The organism is Promicromonospora sp. NPDC050880 (genome assembly GCF_044456525.1).
Lineage (GTDB): Bacteria > Actinomycetota > Actinomycetes > Actinomycetales > Cellulomonadaceae > Promicromonospora.
Genome location: NZ_JBITFV010000016.1, coordinates 69,783 through 90,708, shown reverse-complemented (window position 1 = coordinate 90,708; position 20,926 = coordinate 69,783). Strand labels below are relative to the sequence as shown.

The following is a 20,926-nucleotide window of genomic DNA, read 5'->3' as shown; positions in this document are numbered from 1 at the left end:
CCGGTGGTCCCGGCGGCCGCGCCCCTCAGGTGCGCGCGGAGGCGTCCGCGTCGGACTCCTCCACTGCTGCTGTCTTGCCTTCCTCCGGCTCGGCCTCGGCCTCACCGGTCCCTGCAACTGCTGGGTCAGGTGCCGGCTCGGCACGCGGGCCGAGCGGCGGTTCGTCGTCCTGCGGCCGCAGCCGTACCGACTCTTCCCTGGTGGGGAACCTCCGAGCCAGCACGATCGAGACCACCAGGGCTGCCAGGCCCAGCAGGATCGAGGTCCAGACGTTGAGGCGGAGCCCCAGCACCACCTCCGCATCGTCGATGCGGAGCATCTCGATCCAGACCCGTCCGAGAGTGTAGAGCAGGACGTACGCCCAGAATACCCGCCCATGACCCAACTTGAACCGACGGTCGAGAAACAGCAGGGCTCCGGCCATCACGAGATTCCACAGGAGCTCGTACAGGAACGTCGGGTGGAACAGGGTGCCCTCCGGGTACGGCACGCCCGTGGCCGGGTTGGTCACGAGGTACCCGGTGTCGATGTGCAGACCCCAGGGCAGCTCGGTGGGCCGCCCGTACAGCTCCTGGTTGAACCAGTTGCCGAGCCGGCCGACGGCCTGCGCCACGAGCAGGCCGGGCGCCACGGCGTCGGCGAACGACGAGAACCGCACCCCCTGCCTGCGGCAGCCGAGCCACGCGCCGACGGCGCCGAGCGCGACGGCGCCCCAGATGCCCAGGCCGCCCTCCCAGACGTAGAGCGCCGCGACGGGGTCGCCCCCGCCGGAGAAGTTCTCGCCGAAGTACCGGTCGGGCGAGGAGAGCACGTGGTAGAGACGCCCGCCGACGATGCCGAACGGCACCGCCCAGAACGCGATCTCCAGCACGTCCTCGGGGTTGCCGCCGCGGGCCCTCCACCGCCGGGCCGTCAGCCACACCGCGAGCACGATGCCGGCGAGGATCGCCAGCGCGTAGGCCCGCAGCGGGAAGATGCCCAGGTACCACGTGTGCTCGGCGGGACTGGGAATCCCGGCGGCCACCTGCTCGGTCGCTGCGGGCAGCACTGCGGACGCCTCGGCGGCCAGGTCGGCCACCAGGGCGGCCGGCAGTGCGGTCAGCAGCGTCACGGTACCTCTCCGGGGACGGCGGTCGCGCCGGCGGGTGCGGTGGCGCGAGCCGACCGTACCCCGGCGGCGAGGTCCTCCGTCACCTCGGCCAGATTCGTGAGACGGGCCGCCCATGCGGCGTCGTCCAGCGGGCCCTCGGCCAGCAGCGGCCGCACCAGGGCCGAGCCGACGATGACGCCGTCCGCGAAGCGGCCCACCTCGGCGGCCTGCGCCCCGTTGGAGACGCCCAGGCCGACGCAGACGTTCGCCGCGCCCGCGGCCCGCGTGTCCGCGACGAGCTGCTCCGCACGCGAGCCCACCTGGGCACGCTCGCCGGTCACCCCCATGAGCGAGGCGGCGTAGACGAAGCCGCGCGACGCGTCGACCGTCAGCCGCAGCCGCTCCGCCGTGGTGCTCGGGGCCACCAGGAACACGCGGTCGAGCCCGTGCGCCGCGCTGGCCGCCAGCCAGTCGGCGCCCTCGTCCGGGATCAGGTCGGGCGTGATCAGCCCGGCGCCACCCGCGGCCGCGAGATCGCGCGCGAACGCGTCCGCCCCGTACTTGAGCACCGGGTTCCAGTAGGTCATGACGAGCACGGGGACGTGCGGCGCGTAGTCGGTCAGCGCCCGCACCACCCGGAAGACGTCGCGGACCCGCGCACCGGCGTCGAGCGCGCCCTGCGCCGCGGCCTGGATCACCGGGCCGTCCAGGACGGGGTCGGTGTACGGGATGCCGAGCTCGATGACGTCCACGCCGTGGTCGATGATCGTCCTGAGGGCCTCGATCGACCGGTCCACGGTCGGGTAGCCCACGGGGAGGTAGCCCACCAGCGCGGGCCGGTCCTCCTGCGTGCGCAGGCGGTCGATCAGCTCGGCCGTCGGCGACGTCGTGCGCGGCGTACCCGCCGCCTCGGTCACGGTGCTCATCCCCGGCCCTCCTGTCGTTCCAGCTCCTCGGCCGCCGCGCCGCCCTCCAGCAGCCCGAACCACCTGGCCGCCGTGGCCACGTCCTTGTCGCCGCGCCCGGAGAGGTTCACCAGGACCAGCAGCGGCTCGCCGTCCGGCCCCGTGCGCCCCTCGTCCGCCGCGGCCCGGCCCACCCGCAGGGCGCCCGCCAGGGCGTGCGCCGACTCGATGGCCGGGATGATGCCCTCGGTGCGGCACAGCAGGCGGAACGCCTCCATGGCCTCGTCGTCGGTCACGGGCTCGTACGTGGCGCGACCCAGGTCGTGCAGCCAGGCGTGCGCCGGGCCGACGCTCGGGTAGTCCAGGCCGGCGGACACCGAGTGGCTGGGCAGGGTCTGCCCGTCGTCGTCCTGGAGCAGGTAGGAGCGGGCGCCGTGCAGCACGCCCGGCGCGCCGCCGCTGAACCGGGCGGCGTGCAGGCCGGAGCCGATGCCCTCGCCGCCGGCCTCGAACCCGTACAGGTCCACGCCCTCGTCGTCGAGGAACGCGTTGAAGATGCCCAGCGCGTTGGACCCGCCGCCCACGCACGCCGCCACCACGTCGGGCAGGCGCCCGGCGCGCTCGAGGATCTGCTCGCGCGCCTCCTCGCCGATGATCCGGTGGAACTGGCGCACCATCTCCGGGAACGGGTGCGGGCCCGTGACGGTGCCCAGCAGGTAGTGCGTCGTCTCGACGTTGGCGACCCAGTCGCGCAGGGCCTCGTTGATCGCGTCCTTGAGCGTGCGCGACCCGATCTTGACCGGCACCACCTCGGCGCCCAGCAGGCGCATGCGGGCCACGTTCAGGGCCTGGCGGCGCGTGTCCTCCTCGCCCATGTAGACCACGCACTCGAGGTCCATCAGGGCGGCCGCCGTGGCGGTGGCGACGCCGTGCTGGCCCGCCCCCGTCTCCGCGATGAGCCGCTTCTTGCCCATCCGCTTGACCAGCAGGGCCTGGCCCAGCACGTTGTTGATCTTGTGCGAGCCGGTGTGGTTGAGGTCCTCCCGCTTGAGGAACACCCGCGCGTTGCCCGCGTGCGCGGCGAACCGCGGCACCTCGGTCAGCGGGCTCGGCCGGCCCGTGTACTCACGGTGCAGGCGCTGCAGCTCGGCCGCGAACGCCGGGTCGTCGGCCGCCTTGCGGAACTCGGTGTCCAGCTCGTCGAGCGCGGCGATGAGCGCCTCGGGCACGAACCGTCCGCCGTACCGCCCGAAGTACGGGCCGGAGACGTCAGCAAGCTTCACGTCGGTCACCTGGGTTCCTTTCGCAGCGGGGATCAGGACGGGCGGACGGACTTCAGCGACGGGTGCGAGCCCGCCGCGACCAGGTCGGCCACCGAGGCACGCGGGGCGCCGTCGGTCACGAGCGCCTCGCCCACCAGGACGGCGTCCGCCCCGGCACGCGCCATGTCCATCACGTCGTGCGGGCCGCGGATGCCGGACTCCGCGATCTTGACCACGTCGTCCGGGATGTACTCGGCGAGGCTGCTGAACAGGCCCCGGTCGAGCTCGAGGGTCTTGAGGTTGCGGTGGTTGACGCCGATCACGCGGGCCCCGGCGTCGACCGCCCGGCGGACCTCCTCGAGGCTGTGCGTCTCCACCAGGGCGGTCATGCCGAGGGAGTGCACACGCTCGACGAGCGACTCCAGGACGGTCTGCTCCAGCGCCGCCACGATGAGCAGCACGAGGTCGGCGCCGTGCGCGCGCGCCTCCCACACCTGGTAGGGCGTGACCACGAAGTCCTTGCGCAGCACCGGGATGTCCACCCGGCCGCGCACCGCGTCCAGGTCGGCCAGCGAACCGTTGAACCGGCGCTGCTCCGTGAGCACCGAGATGACGGACGCGCCGCCGGTCTCGTACTCGACGGCGAGTGCCGCCGGGTCGGCGATCGGCGCCAGCGAGCCCTTGCTGGGGCTCGACCGCTTCACCTCGGCGATGACCGAGACGGCGTCCGCCTGCTTGAGCCGGCCGACGCACTCGAGGGCTCCGGGCACCGCGGCGGCGCGCTCCTTGAGCGCGTCGAGAGACACCCTCGCCTCACGCTCCGCGAGGTCCTCACGAACCCCCGCGACGATGTCCTCCAGGACCGACATGTGATGAGCCTCCCCGTGGCCTTGCTCTGTTCTCGTCATACGCCTCGAACGCTTGACTGATCTGCTTGCTCGGCTGCTCGCCGCCCGGCACGCCGGTGTGCGTGCCCGCCGCGGACGTCCGCCCCCACCGCCATCGTAGGCGGAGCCGGGGTGTGGTCCTGACCACTCCCGGACCGTGAGACGACGCCTCGTCAGATCCCGGTCGGATCCCGCTCGGATCCCGCTCTGGTCCCGCTCTGGTCCCGCCGGGATCAGAGCCAGGGGGTCAGGTACGGCTGCAGCACGGGGAGGTTGCGGGCCACGAAGAACGCGAGCGCGACGCCCAGGGTGACCCAGCCCGCGGTGCTCGACAGCCCCCGGACGGGCCGCCCGCGGGCCGCGGACACCAGCCAGGCCACCCAGAGGGCCACCACCACGGGGGCGGCGACGGTCCACAGGGCGTTGGCCGACCACGCGCCCGCGAGGTCGAGGTGCGCCAGGTCGTGGGTCGCCCGCAGGCCGCCGCACAGCGGGCAGGCCAGGCCGGTCAGCTCCAGCAGCGGGCAGAACCCGTAGGAACCGCGCACGTGCGGGTCGCGGACGGCCAGCAGGAGCGTGGCCGCCGCGACGGAGGCACCGGTCAGCAGCGGCGCCCGGAGCGCCCGCGGGAGGCCGCCGTTCCCGGCAGCCGCCGGGGCGGCGGGCTTCCCGGCCTGCTTCCCGGCCTGCTCAAGAATGGGTCCCACCCGCCAGGAAGCGGGCGACCACCAGCACGATGACGCCCGCCAGGATGGCCAGCGAGATCCAGCCGAGCACGACGCCGGTCAGCGCCATGCCCTCGTTGTCGGCCTCGCCGGCCCGCACCGCGCGCCGACCCTGGTTGCCGAGGATGATGGCGGGCACGCCCGTGAGGGCGCCGAGCGCCAGCACGACCGACGCGAGGCCCAGCACCAGCGACCACACCCCCAGGCTGTTGCGGGGGTGGGAGCGGGGCGCTGCGGCCATCGCGAGCTCGGTCATGGCGAACCTACCGCTGGACCTTCTTCTGACCGAGCCCCAGGTTGCGCAGCACCAGGCCGGCGATCAGCGAGACACCGATCACGACGAAGCCGAGCACGAACACGACGCCCCAGGAGGACGAGGTCTGCGCCACGATGACACCCCACGAGGAGATCAGCACGCCCAGCGTGATACCGACCATCGTCACCCACGCAGCGACCGTGTGGCCGTGGTTGTGCGGCGGGACCGCCGGCGGCAGGTAGGCGATCTCGGGCTTGTTCTCGGTCATCGCAGGTGGGTGCCTTTCGTGTCGTGCGGTACGCGCTCAGCCTAACCGCTCACCGGCAGGTGAGCGGCCCGGGGGTCAGCGCCCGGTCGGGTCGTCGCCGCGGGACAGGGCGTCCCAGGCGTCGTGGGGGTCGATCTCGCCGTCGGGCTCGTCGTCGGGCCCGGGGTGGGGCCCGGCGTCGGGCTCCGTCGTGCCGGCGCCGGCGGCGGGCTGGGTGCCCGGGGCGGCCTGGCCGCCCGCAGCGGGCGCGCCCGCGCGCTCGTGCCGCCCGGACGTCGCCGCCCAGCCGCGGGCCGCCACGGTGCCCCAGACGGCGACGACGACGGCCAGCACACCGGTGGCCACGGCAGCCCATGGCCACGCCGTCAGCACGACGGGCGACGTGAGATCCGTGACACCGCTGGAGGCGGACGCGGCAGCGGTGGCCGCCGGGGTCGGGTCGGCGACGACGGCGAGCGTGCTGACCACCACCAGGACGCCGGCCGCGGCCGCGACGACGAGGGCCACGTACCGGGCCACCCGCCCCGTGAGGGCGCACGCGATCCCGGCGGCGAGCAGCACGAGCGCCCCGGCGCCGACGCCGGGGGCCGCCGAGGTCCCTGCGGCGGCGACGGCCACCTCGGGCTCCAGCGCCGTGGCGACGGTGGTGGTCACCCAGGTGGGCGACCCCGTGCCGAAGGTGAGCGCGCCCAGGACGAGCAGCGCCAGGACGGTGCGGGTCCGGGTCACTCGGCGCCTCCGGAGGTCCGCAGCGGCGCCAGCCGGGAGGCGAGCTGCACGGCGCGCACCGCCGCGGCGGCCTTGTTCCGCGACTCGGCGTACTCCAGGGCGGGCACCGAGTCGGCCACGATGCCACCGCCCGCCTGGACGCTGGCGCGGCCGCCGGAGATGTACGCGGTGCGGATGGCGATGGCCATGTCCATGTTGCCGCCGAAGTCGAAGTAACCGCACACGCCGCCGTAGATGCCGCGGGAGGCGGGCTCCAGCTCGTCGATCAGGGCGATGGCCCGGGGCTTGGGCGCACCCGACAGGGTGCCGGCCGGGAACGTCGCCCGCAGCGCGTCCAGGGCGCTGCGGCCGGCGCGGAGCCGGCCCACGACGGTGGAGCAGATGTGCATGATGTGGCTGAACCGCCGCACCTTCATGAACTCGACCACCTCGACGCTGGTCGGCTCGCAGACCTTGACCAGGTCGTTGCGGGACAGGTCGACGAGCATGATGTGCTCGGCCCGCTCCTTGGGGTCGGCCAGGAGCTCCTCGCCGAGCTCGGCGTCCTCCTCCGGGTGCGCGCCGCGCGGCCGGGAACCGGCGATCGGGTAGGTGGTGACGTGGCCGTCGTCGACCTTGACCAGCGTCTCGGGGCTCGAGCCCACGACGGAGAACTCGGTGCCGTCCGGCTTCGCCAGGTGGAAGTAGTACATGTACGGGCTGGGGTTGATGGTCCGCAGCGCGCGGTACACGTCCAGCGGGTCGGCCGGGCAGGCCAGGTCGAGGCGCTGGGAGAGCACCACCTGGAACACCTCGCCGTCGCGGATCGCCTCCTTGCCGGCCAGCACCGCGTCCTCGAACTCCTGGCGGGTCGAGCGGAACTCCAGCTCCGGCTCCGGGACCTCGGCCACGACCGACGTGACGCGCGGTCCGGCGGCGGCGAGCCGGGCCTCCATGGCGTCCAGCCGCGCCACCGCGTCCGCGTGCGCCTCGTCGACACGGTCGTCGGTGGCGTCGGCGTTGATCGCGTTGGCGACGAGCCAGACCGTGCCCTCGCGGTGGTCGACCACGGCCAGGTCGGTCGCGAGGCACAGGGCGAGCTCCGGCGCGCCCACCTCGTCCGGCGCGGTGGCCGGCAGCGTGGGCTCCCAGTGCCGCACCACGTCCCAGCCGAGCACGCCCGCCAGACCGCCGGTGAGCGGCGGCAGGTTGGCCACGCCGGGCGTGCGCAGCGCGTCGAGGGCGGCCTCCAGCACGTCGACGACGTCGCCCTGCGTCGGGATGCCGACCGGCACGTCACCGGTCCAGACGGCCTGTCCCCGGTCGCTGGTCAGCGTCGCGCGAGATGCGACGCCGACGAACGACCACCGCGCCCACACCCCGGACTCGGCGGACTCCAGGATGAAGCTGCCGGGCCGGCTCCCCGCGAGCGTGCGGTAGAGGCCGACGGGCGTCGCGTCGTCGGCCAGCAGCGGGCGGACCACCGGGATCACCCGGCGGTCGGCGGCCATCGCACGGAACTCCGGCAGGCTCGGCCAGGTGCGACCCCACGGCAGGTCGGCCGGCGCGGTCGCCGGGCTCGCCTCGTGGGTGGCTGGCTGGCTGTCGAGCTGGGTCACCGGGTCTCCTCGTCCTGCTGGTCGCGTTCGCCCACCACCGCGCCCAGGTCACCGCCGGCGTCGAAGCACGTGCGGGTGCCCGTGTGGCAGGCGGCTCCTACCTGGTCCACGCGGACCAGCAGGGCGTCGCCGTCGCAGTCGATGCTCGCGGCCTTGACGTACTGGGCGTGCCCGGACGTGTCCCCCTTGCGCCAGTACTCCTGGCGGCTGCGCGACCAGAACGTCACCCGGCCCTCGGTGAGGGTGCGGCGCAACGCCTCGTCGTCCATCCAGCCGACCATGAGCACCTCGCCCGTGTCGTGCTGCTGGACGACGGCGGCCACCAGGCCGGCGTCGTCCCGCTTGAGCCGGGCTGCGATCGTGGGATCTAGAACTTCGGGCACCAGAGAATCCTGCCACGTCCGCGACCCCCGCCCCCACCGGGCCCGAGATCTGGTCAGCGGGTCTGGGAGACCCAGCTCGCGTGCATGCGGGCGTAGATGCCGTCCGCCGCCGCCAGCTCCTCGTGCGGGCCCACCTCGGCGACGTGCCCCTGGTCCACCACGACCACGAGGTCCGACGCCTCGGCGGTCGAGAGCCGGTGCGCGATCGTGATGGTGGAACGGCCCGCCGTCAGCGAGTCCAGGGCCCGCGCGATCCGCACCTCGGTCGCCGGGTCCACCGCGGAGGTCGCCTCGTCGAGCACGAGCAGGTCCGGCTGCGCGAGATAGGCGCGCGCGATCGCGACGAGCTGCCGCTCCCCCGCCGAGAGCGCCTCGCCGCGCTGGCCCACCGCGGTGTCCAGCCCGTCGGGCAGGTCGGCCACCCAGTCGAGGAGCCCGAGCTCGGCGAAGGCCCGCTCCACGGCGGCCCGCGGGTCGGCGTCCGGCGCGCGCAGCCCGTAGGCCGCGTTGTCGAGCACGGTGCCGTCGAACAGGAAGCCCTCCTGCGGCACCAGCACCACGCGCTCACGCAGGGAGGCGAACGAGAGGTCGCGCAGGTCGGTGCCGTCGAGCTCCACGGCACCCGAGGTCGGGTCCATGAGCCGCGTGACGAGCTTGGCGATGGTGGTCTTGCCGGAACCGGTCTGGCCCACCACGGCGACCTTGGTGCGCGGCGGCAGGTCCAGCGTCACGCCGTGCAGCACCTCGGGTCCGCCCGGGTAGGCGAACCGCACGTCCCGCAGCGTCACGTGGGCGGGCCCCCGCTCCTGCGCGACGGCGCCCGGCTTCTCGGCCACCTGCACCGGCGTCTCGATCACCGCGATCACGCGCCGCCAGCCGGCCACGGCGTTCTGCAGCTCGTTGAGGATCTCCGTGGCCATCTGCACCGGTCCCGTGAACAGCTGCACGAGGAACAGGAACGCGACGAGCTGGCCCGCCGTCAGCCCGCCGCCGACGCCGAGCAGCGTGCCCACGACCACCACGATCGCCAGCACCAGGTTGGAGATCAGCACACCCGAGGAGAACGTGGCCGCGACCAGCACCTGCGACCGTGCCTGGGCGCTGCGGGTGGCCTCGACGGCGTCGCCGATGCGGCGGCCCGTGCGCTCGGCGGCGCCGTAGGCGCGCACCGTCTCGGCCCCCACCACCGACTCCGAGACGGCGCCGAGCATCGCGCCGACGCGCTCGCGCACCAGCGTGTAGGCACGGTTGACGTACTTCTGCCCGTACCGGATCACGAGGAACATCGGCACGAAGGCGACCCACACCACCGCGGTCAGGATCGGCGAGTAGACCAGCATCAGGGCGGTCGCCACGATCACCTGCAGCACGTTGACGAGCAGCATGATGCCGCCCCACTGCACGAACAGCGACACCGTGTCCACGTCGTTGGTCACGCGCGAGACCAGCGCGCCGCGGCGCTCGGTGTTCTGCGTGAGGGTCGACAGGTCGTGCACGTGCCGGAACGCCGTGGTGCGCAGCGTCGCGAGCCCGGCCTCGGCCGAGCGGAACAGGCGCACGTTCACGAGCGCCGCGCACAGCCCGGCCAGCACGAGCGCACCCGTGGCGAGCAGCGCCAGGAGCGCCACCCGCCCCGCGTCGGGCCCGCCGTCGGCCAGGATGCCGACGTCGATGGTCTGCTGCACCGCGAGCGGCACCACCACGCGGCCGGCCGCCGCCAGAGCCGCCAGGCCGAGGGTGAGCCACAGCCCGCGGGTGATCTCGGGGCTGAGCTCGATGCCCCGCCGCAGCGTCGCCAGCACGCCGAGGCGGCTGGCGGACTCGATGCGGGCGCCGTCGGCGTCGAGCAGGTCCTCGGGGACGTCCGTGCCGTCCGCCTCGGGTGCGTCGGTCGTCGCGGTCATCGGGACACCTCTTCCAGCTCGTCGTCCAGCGCGTCGCCCAGGTCGCGGCCCACGCCGTCGCCCACGTCGCTGCCCGCCGCGGCGGCGTCGGCCCGTTCCTGCTCGCGGCGCTCCGTCTCCGCCTCGTAGGCGGTGGCGAGCTCGCGGTAGCCGGCGTCGCGCGCCATCAGCTCGGCGTGCGTGCCGGTGTCGACGACCCGCCCGCCGTCGACGTGGACCACACGGTCCGCGAGCGCCACCGACGACATCCGGTAGGCGACCATGATCACCGTCGTGCCGCGGCCGGGTCCGGCTTCCGCCGTGTCGTCGGCCAGGCCGCGCAGGATCTCCTGTTCCACCCGCGGGTCGACGGCGCTGGTCGCGTCGTCGAGCACGAGCAGGCGCGGCGCGCGCACCAGGGCGCGCGCGATGGCGAGCCGCTGACGCTGACCGCCGGAGAGGTTGGCGCCGCGCTCGCCGAGCGGGGCGTCGAGGCCGCCCGGCAGGTCGCGCACGGTGTCGGCGAGGCGGGCGAGCTCCAGGGCGTGCCACACCTCGTCGTCGGACGGCGAGCCGGGGGCGCCCGGGTCGGCGAGCGTGACGTTGCCGCGCACGGTGTCCTCGAAGACGAACGTGGTCTGCGTGACGAGGGCGACGTGGGCGGGGATCTCGCCGTCGGCGAGGGTCCGCGCGTCGACGTCGTCCAGGAGCACGCGGCCGCGCGTCGGGTCCGACAGCCGGGCCAGGAGGCTCACGAGCGTGGTCTTGCCGGCCCCGGTGCTGCCCACGACGGCCACGGTGGCACCTGGTTCGACGGCCACGTCCACGCCGTCGAGCAGCGTGATGGTCCGGCCGAGCGCGCCGCCGGTGGCAGGGACGTCGACGCCGACGCCCTCCAGCCGGACGGCCAGGCCGCCGCGACGGGCGGGCAGCCGGGCGTCGCCGTACGCGAGCGCGCCGGTGGAGTCGACGACCTGCGCGATGCGCTCGTAGCCGACCAGGGCGCGGGGCAGCTCACCGAGCACCCAGCCGAAGGCCTGGACCGGCACGGTCATCATCGTGAGCAGGTAGGCGGCGGTGACGACGTCGCCTGCCACGATGTCCCCGGTCGCGACGCGCCAGGTGCCGATGCCGAGCACGAGCAGGGTGCCGACCGCCGGGAGGGTCTGGATGACGGGGTCGAACAGCGAGCGGACGATGCCGACGCGGACGTTCGCGGCGCGCAGCTCCTGCGTGCGGGCGTCGAACCGGCTCTCCTCGCGCTCCTCGGTACCGAGGGCCTTGACCAGGAGGGCCGCCTCGAAGCTCTCGTGCGCGACGTCGGCGACGTCGCCGCGCAGCCGCTGTGCCCGGGTGACCGCGGGCGACATGTGCCGCTGGTAGACGGCGTTGACGGCGACGGTGATCGGGATGACAGCGAGCGCCGCGAGCGCGAGCCAGGGGTCGACGGCCAGGAGCATGCCCACGGCGACGCCGATCATGACCACGACGCCGAGCGCGAACGGCAGCGGGTTGAAGACGCCGGTGGCGGCCTCGGTGTCCGAGGTGGTGTGGTTCAGGAGCTGGCCGGCCGGGTGGGCGCGGTGCCAGGACCCGGGCAGGCGCAGGTACTGCCGGGTCAGGGCGCTGCGGTGGTCGGCCTGGATGGCGACCACGCCGTACCCGGCCCAGATGCGCCGCCCGGCCACGGCCAGGGCGAGCGACAGCGCGACGGCGGCGAGCACGAGCCCGGCGAGCCAGATCCGGTCGCGGGCGGACTCGTCACCGGCGATCGCGGGGACCACCACCGTGTCGGTGGCCCAGCCGACCGCCCGGCTGACGGCCACGGTCAGAGCGCCGAAGAGGCCCGACGCGCCCACGGCCAGGACGTAGAGGCCGGGGTGGGCGCGCATGCCGCGCCACATGAGGGCGAGCGAGCGCCGGACACGAGAGCCGGTGAGGGCCATCGGTGCGGTGCGCGGGGCGTCTGGGGGCACGGCAAGACCTCGCTTCTCGGGGGGTGCTCTGATTTTCTCACGGCCCGGGAATCGATTCGACGGTATTTCGCCCTGGGCGTCGACGACGCTACGACCTGAACCTATGTTGAGGTCAACCGCCCGTCCGGGCGCGGCCCGCCCGGTGTCAGCGAACCTCCAGGCCGGCGGCCCGCATCGCGTCCTTGACCTGCCCCACGGTGAGCGCGCCGAAGTGGAACACCGACGCGGCCAGCACGGCGTCCGCCCCTGCGCGTGCCGCCTCGACGAAGTGCTCCGGCGTCCCGGCCCCGCCCGACGCGACGAGCGGCACGTGCACCCGCTCGCGCACCGCGCGGAGCATCTCCAGGTCGAACCCGGCGGTGGTGCCGTCGGCGTCCATCGAGTTGAGCAGGATCTCCCCCGCGCCCAGCTTCGCCGCCCGCTCGGCCCACTCGACGGCGTCGATCCCCGTGCCCCGGCGCCCGCCGTGCGTGGTGACCTCGTAGCCCGACGGCGTGGTGACGTCGCCGGTGACGCGGCGCGCGTCGACGCTCAGGGTGAGCACCTGCGAGCCGAAGCGCTGCGCGATCTCGGCGATGAGCTCCGGCCGTGCGATGGCGGCGGTGTTCACACCGACCTTGTCGGCGCCGGCGCGCAGCAGCCGGTCCACGTCGTCGGTCGAGCGCACGCCGCCGCCCACGGTGAGCGGCACGAACACCTGCTCGGCGGTGCGCCGCACCACGTCGACCATGGTCGCGCGGTCGCCCGACGAAGCGGACACGTCGAGGAACGTCAGCTCGTCGGCGCCCTCGGCGTCGTACCGGCCGGCGAGCTCGACCGGGTCCCCGGCGTCACGCAGGTCCGCGAAGTTGACGCCCTTGACCACCCGGCCCGCGTCGACGTCCAGGCACGGGATCACACGGATCGCGACGGACATCAGCCCTCCTCTTCCTGGGTCTTCTCGTCCCCGGCCTGCCGGGGTTCGTCCTCGGCGACCGCCTGGTGCGTGTCGAGGATGTCGACGACGTACACCATCGTCTCGCCGGCGAGCCGGCTCGTGGTGTCGGCGTAGCCGCTGTCCGGCGGCACCACCAGCATGACCTGCGAGCCGACGGTCTGTTCCAGCAGCCCCTGGTCCCAGCCCTCGACCAGCCTGCCGATGCCGATCTCCGCGGACTGCGGCGGGGTGCCCTCGGTCCACGTCGTGTCGACCACGCTCCCGTCGCTCCAGCGCACGGCCGTGAACTCGACCGTCACGATCTGCCCCGCCCGGACCTGGGGCCCGGCCCCGCGGATCAGCGGGTGCACCACCAGGTCCGACGGCGGCTCGGCGTCCGGGACCCGCACCGTGGGCGCACCGAGATCGTCCAGCCGGACCTGCGGCAACCCCTTGCCGGGTGGCTCGCCCGCGGTGCCGGACGCCCGCGCGGGCAGCACGTCGACCACGACCAGCACCGGCACGCCGTCCTGCTCGTCCAGGAGCGACAGCCGGGCGCCGACCCGCTGACCCTCCAGCGCCTCGAAGAGGTCGTTGCCGAGCGACGACTCGGTCATCGTGTACGCCGCGGGCGCCGTGCGGAACGTGTTCTGCAGCTCCGTGCCGTCGCGACCGTCCTCGGCGTACAGGTTCAGCAGCACGGGGTCGTCCCGTTCGAGCATGTCACCGGTGCCCGGCCAGACCGTGCGCGAACCGGACCGGACCACGTCGAACGGCTTGTCGTACTCCAGCGTGGGCGGCGCGCCGTTCGCCCCGGTCACCTGCACCGGCTCCTGCGACGCCGACGACGACGGCGCCGGGCCCACCTCGACCGGCAGGGAGGCGGGGGCGCACGCAGCGGTCCCGGTCATGACCGCCGCGGCCAGCGCACCGGCGACGACACGGACCCAGGAGCTCACTCGCGCAAGTCTCCCACGGACACGGGCGTGCCCCGGGACCCGTCCACGACGAGCGCCCGGGGCACGCGTTCGGTCACATGCTCTCGATGAGGCGCTCCACCCGGTCGTCCACGCTCTTGAACGGGTCCTTGCACAGCACCGTGCGCTGGGCCTGGTCGTTCAGCTTGAGGTGCACCCAGTCCACCGTGTAGTCCCGGCGCGCCTCCTGGGCGGCCCGGACGAAGTCGCCGCGCAGCTTGGCCCGCGTGGTCTGCGGCGGCACCGCCGTGGACTCGAAGACCTCCAGGTCCGTGGTGACGCGCTCCACCATGCCCCGGGCCGCGAGCAGGTTGTACAGCCCCTCCGTGCGCGAGATGTCGTGGTAGGCCAGGTCGAGCCGGGCGATGCGCGGGTCGTCCAGGCCCATGCCGTGCTTCTCCTGGTAGCGGCGGATCAGCTTGAGCTTGATGGCCCAGTCCAGCTCCCGGTCCACGAGCGTCAGGTCCTCGGTCTGCAGCGCGCGCAGGCCACGCTCCCACAGGTCGAGCACCTGCTTGACCACCGGCGTGACCTCCAGGTTGGCCTCCACCAGCTCCCGCGCCCGCTCGTAGTACTCCGACTGGATCTCGACGGCCGTCATCGTGCGGCCGTTGGCCAGCGTCACGGCGTGCTTGCCGGTGCGGTCGTGGCTGATCTCCCGGATCGCCCGGATCGGGTTCTCCAGGGTGAGGTCCCGCATCGGCACACCGGCCTCGACCAGGCGCAGCACCAGGTCCGTGGTGCCCACCTTGAGCATGGTGGTGGGCTCGGCCATCGACGAGTCGCCGACGATCACGTGCAGGCGCCGGTACAGCTCGGCGTCCGCGTGCGGCTCGTCGCGGGTGTTGATGATGGGCCGCGAGCGCGTCGTGGCGCTGGAGACCGCCTCCCAGATGTGGTCGGCACGCTGCGACAGGCAGAACACCGCACCCCGCGGCGTCGAGAGCACCTTGCCCGCCCCCACCAGGATCTGCCGGGTGATGAGGAACGGCACCAGCACGTCGGACAGCCGCGAGAAGTCCCCCGACCGGCGCACCAGGTAGTTCTCGTGGCACCCGTACGAGTTGCCCGCCGAGTCGGTGTTGTTCTTGAACAGGTGGATCTTGCCCGGCAGGTCCTCGTGCTCCAGGCGCTGCTGGGCGTCCGCGACCAGGCCCTCCAGGATGCGCTCACCGCCGCGGTCGTACGCGACGAGCTGGCGCACGTCGTCGCACTCGGCCGTCGCATACTCCGGGTGCGAACCCACGTCGAGGTAGAGGCGGGAGCCGTTCCTCAGGAACACGTTCGAGGAACGGCCCCACGCCACCACCTTCCGGAACAGGTAGCGGGCCACCTCGTCGGCGGACAGACCACGCCCGTCGTCAGCGGCACACGTCACGCCGTACTCGGTCTCGAGACCGAAGATCCTACGGTCCATGGACTTCCCCTCCCCGTTCGCGGAACGCGCTGCTAGTGGTCGGTCCCGGACGAGGTGCCGGACGCCTCCGGCCCGTCGTCGGGCTTGTTCCCGGTCGGCTTCTTCTCGGTGGGCTCTTCCTCGGTGGGCTCTTCCTCGGTGGGCTCTTCCTCGGTCGACTGCTCCTCGGTCGACTGCTCCTCGGTCGGTTGCTCGCCGGTGGGCTGCTCCGGCGTGCCCGACTCAGGCGGGCCCCCCTCCGGGACCGGCTTCGCGTCGGTCGGCGGAGCGTCGTCGCCCTGCGCCAGCAGGTCCGCCAGGACCTGCCGGTTCAGCCGCCGGAACGCCCGGCGCGGGCGGTCGCGCTCCAGCACCGCCACCTCGAGCTGGGCCGCCTCGATGGTGCGCGGCGTCGAACCCTCGCCCGAGCCGAGAGCCGCCACGGCCAGCCGGAGCGCCTCCCCGAGCGACAGGTCCGCCCGCCACCCCTCCTTGACGCGCCGGCCGAGCTGCTCCGCCTGGCCGCCCATGACCACGAAGCCGTGCTCGTCGGCCACCGTGCCGTCGTAGGTGAGCCGGTAGATCTGGTCGTCCGCGGCCTGGGCGCCCACCTCGGCCACGACGATCTCGACCTCGAGCGGCTTGGACTCGGTGATGAACACCGTGCCCAGCGTCTGCGCGTACGCGTTGGCGAGGCCGCGCGCCGTCACGTCGGACCGGTCGTAGGAGTACCCGCGCATGTCGGCGTACCGGACGCCGGCCACACGCAGGTTCTCGAACTCGTTGTACTTGCCCACGGCCGCGAACGCGATGCGGTCGTAGATCTCCGAGATCTTGTGCAGGGCCCGCGACGGGTTCTCCGTCGCGAAGGCGATACCGCCCTCGTAGGCGAGCACCACCACGGACCGGCCCCGGGCGATGCCCTTGCGGGCGAAGTCCGCCCGGTCCTTCATCAGCTGCTCGGGCGAGACGTAGAACGGCATGTTCATGCGAGGTACCCCCTCTCTCGGCGCTGCGCCACGATCTGCTCCGCCACGCGGGAGACCTCCGCGTCCTCGACGCGCTCGTACCCGTCCGCGGACACGACCGCGACCACCGGGAAGATGCCGCGCACGGTGTCCGGTCCGCCCGTCGCCGAGTCGTCGTCCGCGGCGTCGTACAACGACTCCACCGCAACCCGGACCGCCTCGTCGGCATCCATCCCGCGCCGCCACAGCTTCTTCAGTGCACCCCGCGCGAAGAGCGATCCCGAGCCCACGCCGTGGTGCTCGTGCTCCTCGTACCGGCCGCCGGTGGCGTCGTAGCTGAAGATCCGGCCGATGCCCTTGTCCAGGTCGTAGCCCGCGAACAGCGGCACCACGGCCAGGCCCTGCATCGCCATCGCGAGGTTGCCGCGCAGCATGGTGGCCAGCCGGTTCGCCTTGCCCGTGAGGGACAGCAGCGAGCCCTCGATCTTCTCGTAGTGCTCCAGCTCGAGCTGGAACAGGCGCACCAGCTCCAGCCCGATGCCGGCCGAGCCGGCGATGCCGACCGCCGAGTACTCGTCGGCCGGGAACACCTTCTCGATGCTGCGGCTGGCGATCATGGGCCCTGCGGTGGCGCGACGGTCACCCGCCAGCAGGACGCCGCCGTCGAAGGTCAGGGCCACGATCGTGGTGGCGTGCGGGGACAGGGTCGCCGGGTCGGTCACGCCCGCGGGCATGACGCGGTTCCCGGGCAGCCGGTCGGGGGCGTGCTCGGCCAGGAAGTCCACGAAGGACGACGATCCCGGACGCAGGAAGGCGTCCGGGAGTCGGCCTGCGGTGCGGTCTGCGTTCAGGTTCACTGCCCACCCTTCTGGACGAATCCGCGCACGAACGACTCGGCGTTCGTCTCGAGCACCTCGTCGATCTCCTCGAGCAGGGCGTCGACCTCGTCGTCGTCCTTCTGCGGTGCCGCGGCGGCGGGCGCCGGGGTCTCGGCGTCGTCGTCCGGAGTGCGGTCCTCGTGTGACGGGTTGATTCTTTCCTGACCGGCCATGATCGCCTCCTGGTGATTCTCTGACGTAACGCTGGTCCTGAAGCCTAGGCCCTGACCCTGGAGCTTGACCCTAGTGGCCGACCCTAGGCGGTACCACTGACATCGAAGGTCACCTCCGCCCGGAGAGTCCGTCGAGCAACGCCCCCGCGTCCGGGCTCGCGTCGAGCAGCGCCCCGATGTGGTGCCGGGTCCCGCGGGTCGGGTCGAGCATCGGCACGCGCTGGAGCGCCTGGGACCCGTCCACGTCGAAGATCACCGAGTCCCAGCTCGCCGCCGAGACCTGGCCGCCGTAGCGAGCCATCACCTCGCCGCGGAAGTACGCACGGGTGTCGACCGGCGGGTGGAGCACCGCGCGCGCGACGCTCTCCTCGTCGACGATCCGGTCCACCGCGCCCTTGGCGAGCAGGCGGTGGTAGATGCCGCGCTCGGGCCGCACGTCGGACCACTGCAGGTCCATGGCGTGCAGCCGCGGGTGGTCCCACTCCAGGTTGTCGCGCGAGCGCAGCCGGTCCAGGAGCCGCAGCTTGGCGACCCACTCGACCTCGCGCGCGCAGGAGGCCGGGTCGGTGCCGAGACGCTCCACGACCGACGCCCAGCGGTCCAGCACGGCGTCCGACTCCGCGTCGGTGCCGAGCACCTTGAGCGAGCGCCGCACGACGTCCGCGACCTCGCCCTGGATCTCCAGCGCCGTCATCGTGCGCCCGTCGGCCAGGTCGAGCGGGACGGACAGGGTCAGGTCGCGCGAGACCTTCTGCACGTCGCTCACCGGGGCGGCCAGCCGCAGCGCACCGAGCTCACCGCGAGCGTCCACGCCCGCCTCGGCCAGCTCGTCGAGGTGCTCCAGCACCCACAGCACCAGCGACGTCGCACCCGCCTTGAGGTAGGTGGGCACCTCCATCAGGTTGGCGTCGCCGAGGATGAGGTGCAGGCGCCGCCAGCGCTGCCGGTCGGCGTGCGGTTCGTCGCGCGTGTTCACGATCGGCCGGCGCAGCGTGGTCTCCAGACCGATCTCGGCCTCGATGTAGTCGGCGCGCTGCGAGATCTGGTAGCCGGCGGTGCCGCTGGTCGCCCCCAGCCCCACACGGCCCGAACCCGTGAACACCTGCCGCGTGACGAGGAACGGCGTGATCAGCTCGGCGAGCGTCGTGAACGGCAGCGACCGGTTCACGAGGTAGTTCTCGTGCGTGCCGTAGCTGGCTCCCTTGCCGTCCACGTTATTCTTGTAGAGCACCACCTCGCTGCCCGGGAAGCCGGCCAGCTCCCGCAGCGCGGACAGCATCACGCGCTCGCCGGCGACGTCCCAGCGCACCAGGTCCTCGGGGGTCATGACCTCCGGCGAGGAGTACTCGGGGTGCGCATGGTCCACGTAGAGGCGCGCGCCGTTGGTGAGGATCACGTTGGCGGCACTGGGGTCGTCGTACTCCTCCGTGGCCGGCCGCTCGACCTCCTGCGTGGAGCCCGACCGGCGCCGCCCGCGGCCCGGCAGCCCGGGCTCCACGACGGGCACCTGCCCGGTCACCGGGCCTGACGGCGCCGGCCGCGCCGGGTCGTCGGTCAGCATCGACGGCTGCGCCGAAGCGCGGTCGAGGTGGAACCCGCGCGCGTCCTGCAGCGGGTCCTCGTCGTCGTAGTCCCAGCGGGCCCGGCCCCCCGTCCCCTCGGCCCGCGTGGAGATGGCCCGGTAGGTCGTCACCACCTGGCTGGACAGCAGCATGGGGTTGGCCAGGGGACGACCCGGCTGCAGCACTCCGTACTCGGTCTCGATGCCCATCACTCGACGCACGCTCACGTCCACCACCCTATGCCGGAGTAGTCCCGTTGGTGAGGCAGGGTCCGCGCCCGCCGGGCGGCGGACGCGGACCCTGTCCCGATGGCTGTCAGAGGTACTGGCCGGTGTTCTGGACGGTGTCGATGGTGCGGGGCGTGGCGCCCTCGCCCTTCTTCTGGACGATGGTGCGGATGAAGACGATGCGCTCACCCTTCTTGCCGCTGATGCGGGCCCAGTCGTCCGGGTTGGTCGTGTTCGGGAGGTCCTCGTTCTCCTTGAACTCGTCGACGCAGGCGGTGAGCAGGTGCTCGACGCGGATGCCCTTCTGCCCCGTGGCCAGGAAGTCCTTGATCGCGTTCTTCTTGGCCCGGTCCACGACGTTCTGGATCATGGCACCAGAGTTGAAGTCCTTGAAGAACAGGGTCTCCTTGTCACCGGAGGCGTACGTGACCTCCAGGAACTGGTTCTCCTCGTCCTCGGAGTACATGCGCTCCACGACCGAGGTGATCATGCCGTCCAGCGCCTCGGAGACGTTGTTGCCGTACTCCGCCAGGTCCTCCGCGTGGACGGGCAGCTCCTTGGTGAGGTACTTGCCGAAGATCTCCTTGGCGCCCTCGGCGTCCGGCCGCTCGATCTTGATCTTCACGTCGAGGCGTCCGGGGCGCAGGATCGCGGGGTCGATCATGTCCTCGCGGTTGGACGCACCGATCACGATGACGTTGTCGAGCCGCTCCACACCGTCGATCTCGGCGAGCAGCTGCGGGACGATGGTCGTCTCGACGTCGGAGGAGAGGCCGGTACCGCGGGTGCGGAACAGCGACTCCATCTCGTCGAAGAAGACGACGACGGGCATGCCCTGGCCGGCCTTCTCCCGTGCGCGGGCGAAGATCAGGCGGATGTGCCGCTCGGTCTCGCCGACGTACTTGTTCAGCAGCTCGGGGCCCTTGACGTTGAGGAAGTAGCTCTTCACCTCGGGGTTGCCCCCGTTGGCCCGGGCGACCATCCCGGCCAGGGAGTGCGCCACCGCCTTGGCGATGAGCGTCTTGCCGCAGCCGGGCGGGCCGTACAGCAGAACGCCCTTGGGCGGGCGCAGCCCGTGCTCCCGGAACAGGTCCGGGTGCGCGAACGGCAGCTCGACCGCGTCACGGATGGCCTCGATCTGCGGGCCGAGGCCACCGATGTCCTCGTACTCGATGTCCGGGACCTCTTCGAGCACGAGCTCCTCGACCTCGGACTTCGGCACGACCTCGAACACGAAACCGCTGCGCGTGTCGACGGTGAGCGAGTCACCCACCCGCAGGGGCACGTCCATCACGGAGCCGGCGAGGCGCACCACGCGCTCCTCGTCCGCGCGGCCGACCACGAGCACGCGGTCGCCGCCGAGCATCTCCTTCACGGTGACTAGCTCACCCGTGCGCTCGTAGTCGCCGGCGCCGACGACCGTCATCGCCTCGTTGAGCTTCACCTCCTGGCCCGGGCTCAGGCGGGTGACGTCCAGGCTGGGGCTCGCGGACACGTGCATCTTGCGGCCGGCCGAGGAGATGTCCACCGACCCGTCGGGGTGGGCCCCCAGGAAGACGGCGTACGTCCCCGGCGGCTTGGCAAGGTCGTCGAGCTGTTTCTTCAGCTCGACTATCTGGTCGCGCGCCGCGCGGAGGGCTTCCGCGAGGCGCTCGTTCTTGGCTGAGAGGAGGGCGATCTGGCGCTCGTAGTCGCGGCTCGGCAAAGACTCGTTCTCGGGATGGTTGTATCCTGACGTGTTCTCGGTCATGACATCCCCTCTCGTAGGGCCCGGGAGGCGACCATATGACGCAAACGCCTCCGAGAACAGCACTCTAAGCACAGTCACCGACACACCGGGAGTAAGAACACCCGTTTGAGACGTCCG

The 20,926-nt window shown here is 72.8% G+C and carries 20 protein-coding genes; all 20 read right to left on the bottom strand.

Going from position 1 to position 20,926, the window contains the following annotated elements; all coding sequences use genetic code 11:
- Positions 1-25 precede the first annotated feature (25 nt).
- Positions 26-1,111 carry a prolipoprotein diacylglyceryl transferase gene (lgt, locus tag ACIBBF_RS21320; RefSeq protein ID WP_397417311.1) on the bottom strand — a complete coding sequence of 362 codons (1,086 nt, stop codon included), beginning with the start codon at positions 1,109-1,111 and terminating at the stop codon, positions 26-28.
- Positions 1,108-2,016: a tryptophan synthase subunit alpha gene (gene trpA / locus ACIBBF_RS21315; protein WP_397417309.1), complete on the bottom strand. Its 909-nt coding sequence runs from the start codon at positions 2,014-2,016 to the stop codon at positions 1,108-1,110. The genes lgt and trpA overlap by 4 nt, the downstream gene beginning before the upstream one ends.
- Complete coding sequence (gene trpB / locus ACIBBF_RS21310) at positions 2,013-3,287, bottom strand: tryptophan synthase subunit beta (protein ID WP_397417307.1); 1,275 nt, start codon at positions 3,285-3,287, stop codon at positions 2,013-2,015. The genes trpA and trpB overlap by 4 nt, the downstream gene beginning before the upstream one ends.
- A 23-nt stretch (positions 3,288-3,310) precedes the next feature.
- Positions 3,311-4,126, bottom strand: a complete 816-nt coding sequence (gene trpC / locus ACIBBF_RS21305; RefSeq protein WP_397417305.1) for an indole-3-glycerol phosphate synthase TrpC — start codon at positions 4,124-4,126, stop codon at positions 3,311-3,313.
- A gap of 251 nt (positions 4,127-4,377) precedes the next feature.
- The gene (locus ACIBBF_RS21300; protein WP_397417303.1) at positions 4,378-4,851 is read right to left on the bottom strand and encodes a DUF2752 domain-containing protein; all 474 of its coding nucleotides are present in this window, start codon (positions 4,849-4,851) and stop codon (positions 4,378-4,380) included.
- Positions 4,835-5,125: a DUF4190 domain-containing protein gene (locus ACIBBF_RS21295; protein ID WP_397417301.1), complete on the bottom strand. Its 291-nt coding sequence runs from the start codon at positions 5,123-5,125 to the stop codon at positions 4,835-4,837. The genes ACIBBF_RS21300 and ACIBBF_RS21295 overlap by 17 nt, the downstream gene beginning before the upstream one ends.
- 7 nt (positions 5,126-5,132) lie before the next feature.
- Positions 5,133-5,393 carry an HGxxPAAW family protein gene (locus ACIBBF_RS21290; RefSeq protein ID WP_397417299.1) on the bottom strand — a complete coding sequence of 87 codons (261 nt, stop codon included), beginning with the start codon at positions 5,391-5,393 and terminating at the stop codon, positions 5,133-5,135.
- Positions 5,394-5,468: 75 nt separating this feature from the next.
- Entirely contained in the window at positions 5,469-6,122 is a 654-nt protein-coding gene (locus tag ACIBBF_RS21285; RefSeq protein ID WP_397417297.1) for a Trp biosynthesis-associated membrane protein, read from the bottom strand.
- Positions 6,119-7,720, bottom strand: a complete 1,602-nt coding sequence (locus ACIBBF_RS21280; protein WP_397417295.1) for an anthranilate synthase component I — start codon at positions 7,718-7,720, stop codon at positions 6,119-6,121. Before ACIBBF_RS21280 ends, ACIBBF_RS21285 begins: the two co-directional genes overlap by 4 nt.
- Positions 7,717-8,103 carry a phosphoribosyl-AMP cyclohydrolase gene (gene hisI, locus ACIBBF_RS21275; protein WP_397417293.1) on the bottom strand — a complete coding sequence of 129 codons (387 nt, stop codon included), beginning with the start codon at positions 8,101-8,103 and terminating at the stop codon, positions 7,717-7,719. The genes ACIBBF_RS21280 and hisI overlap by 4 nt, the downstream gene beginning before the upstream one ends.
- 53 nt (positions 8,104-8,156) lie before the next feature.
- Complete coding sequence (locus ACIBBF_RS21270; protein WP_397417291.1) at positions 8,157-10,007, bottom strand: ABC transporter ATP-binding protein; 1,851 nt, start codon at positions 10,005-10,007, stop codon at positions 8,157-8,159.
- Positions 10,004-11,932 (bottom strand): ABC transporter ATP-binding protein, encoded by a 1,929-nt coding sequence (locus tag ACIBBF_RS21265; protein WP_397417334.1) that lies wholly within the window; start codon positions 11,930-11,932, stop codon positions 10,004-10,006. The genes ACIBBF_RS21270 and ACIBBF_RS21265 overlap by 4 nt, the downstream gene beginning before the upstream one ends.
- A 175-nt stretch (positions 11,933-12,107) precedes the next feature.
- A complete protein-coding gene (hisF, locus tag ACIBBF_RS21260) occupies positions 12,108-12,878 on the bottom strand; it encodes an imidazole glycerol phosphate synthase subunit HisF (protein ID WP_397417289.1) in 771 nt (256 codons plus the stop codon).
- Positions 12,878-13,837: an FKBP-type peptidyl-prolyl cis-trans isomerase gene (locus ACIBBF_RS21255; protein ID WP_397417287.1), complete on the bottom strand. Its 960-nt coding sequence runs from the start codon at positions 13,835-13,837 to the stop codon at positions 12,878-12,880. Before ACIBBF_RS21255 ends, hisF begins: the two co-directional genes overlap by 1 nt.
- 73 nt (positions 13,838-13,910) lie before the next feature.
- A complete protein-coding gene (gene pafA, locus ACIBBF_RS21250; RefSeq protein ID WP_397417285.1) occupies positions 13,911-15,272 on the bottom strand; it encodes a Pup--protein ligase in 1,362 nt (453 codons plus the stop codon).
- A 32-nt stretch (positions 15,273-15,304) separates the two neighbouring features.
- Positions 15,305-16,240 (bottom strand): proteasome subunit alpha, encoded by a 936-nt coding sequence (prcA, locus tag ACIBBF_RS21245; RefSeq protein WP_397417283.1) that lies wholly within the window; start codon positions 16,238-16,240, stop codon positions 15,305-15,307.
- Positions 16,237-17,076 (bottom strand): proteasome subunit beta, encoded by an 840-nt coding sequence (gene prcB / locus ACIBBF_RS21240; RefSeq protein ID WP_397417281.1) that lies wholly within the window; start codon positions 17,074-17,076, stop codon positions 16,237-16,239. The genes prcA and prcB overlap by 4 nt, the downstream gene beginning before the upstream one ends.
- Complete coding sequence (locus ACIBBF_RS21235) at positions 17,073-17,270, bottom strand: ubiquitin-like protein Pup (protein ID WP_397417279.1); 198 nt, start codon at positions 17,268-17,270, stop codon at positions 17,073-17,075. The genes prcB and ACIBBF_RS21235 overlap by 4 nt, the downstream gene beginning before the upstream one ends.
- 109 nt (positions 17,271-17,379) lie before the next feature.
- A complete protein-coding gene (gene dop / locus ACIBBF_RS21230; protein ID WP_397417332.1) occupies positions 17,380-19,041 on the bottom strand; it encodes a depupylase/deamidase Dop in 1,662 nt (553 codons plus the stop codon).
- A gap of 106 nt (positions 19,042-19,147) precedes the next feature.
- Entirely contained in the window at positions 19,148-20,809 is a 1,662-nt protein-coding gene (gene arc / locus ACIBBF_RS21225) for a proteasome ATPase (protein ID WP_397417277.1), read from the bottom strand.
- Positions 20,810-20,926 lie beyond the last annotated feature (117 nt).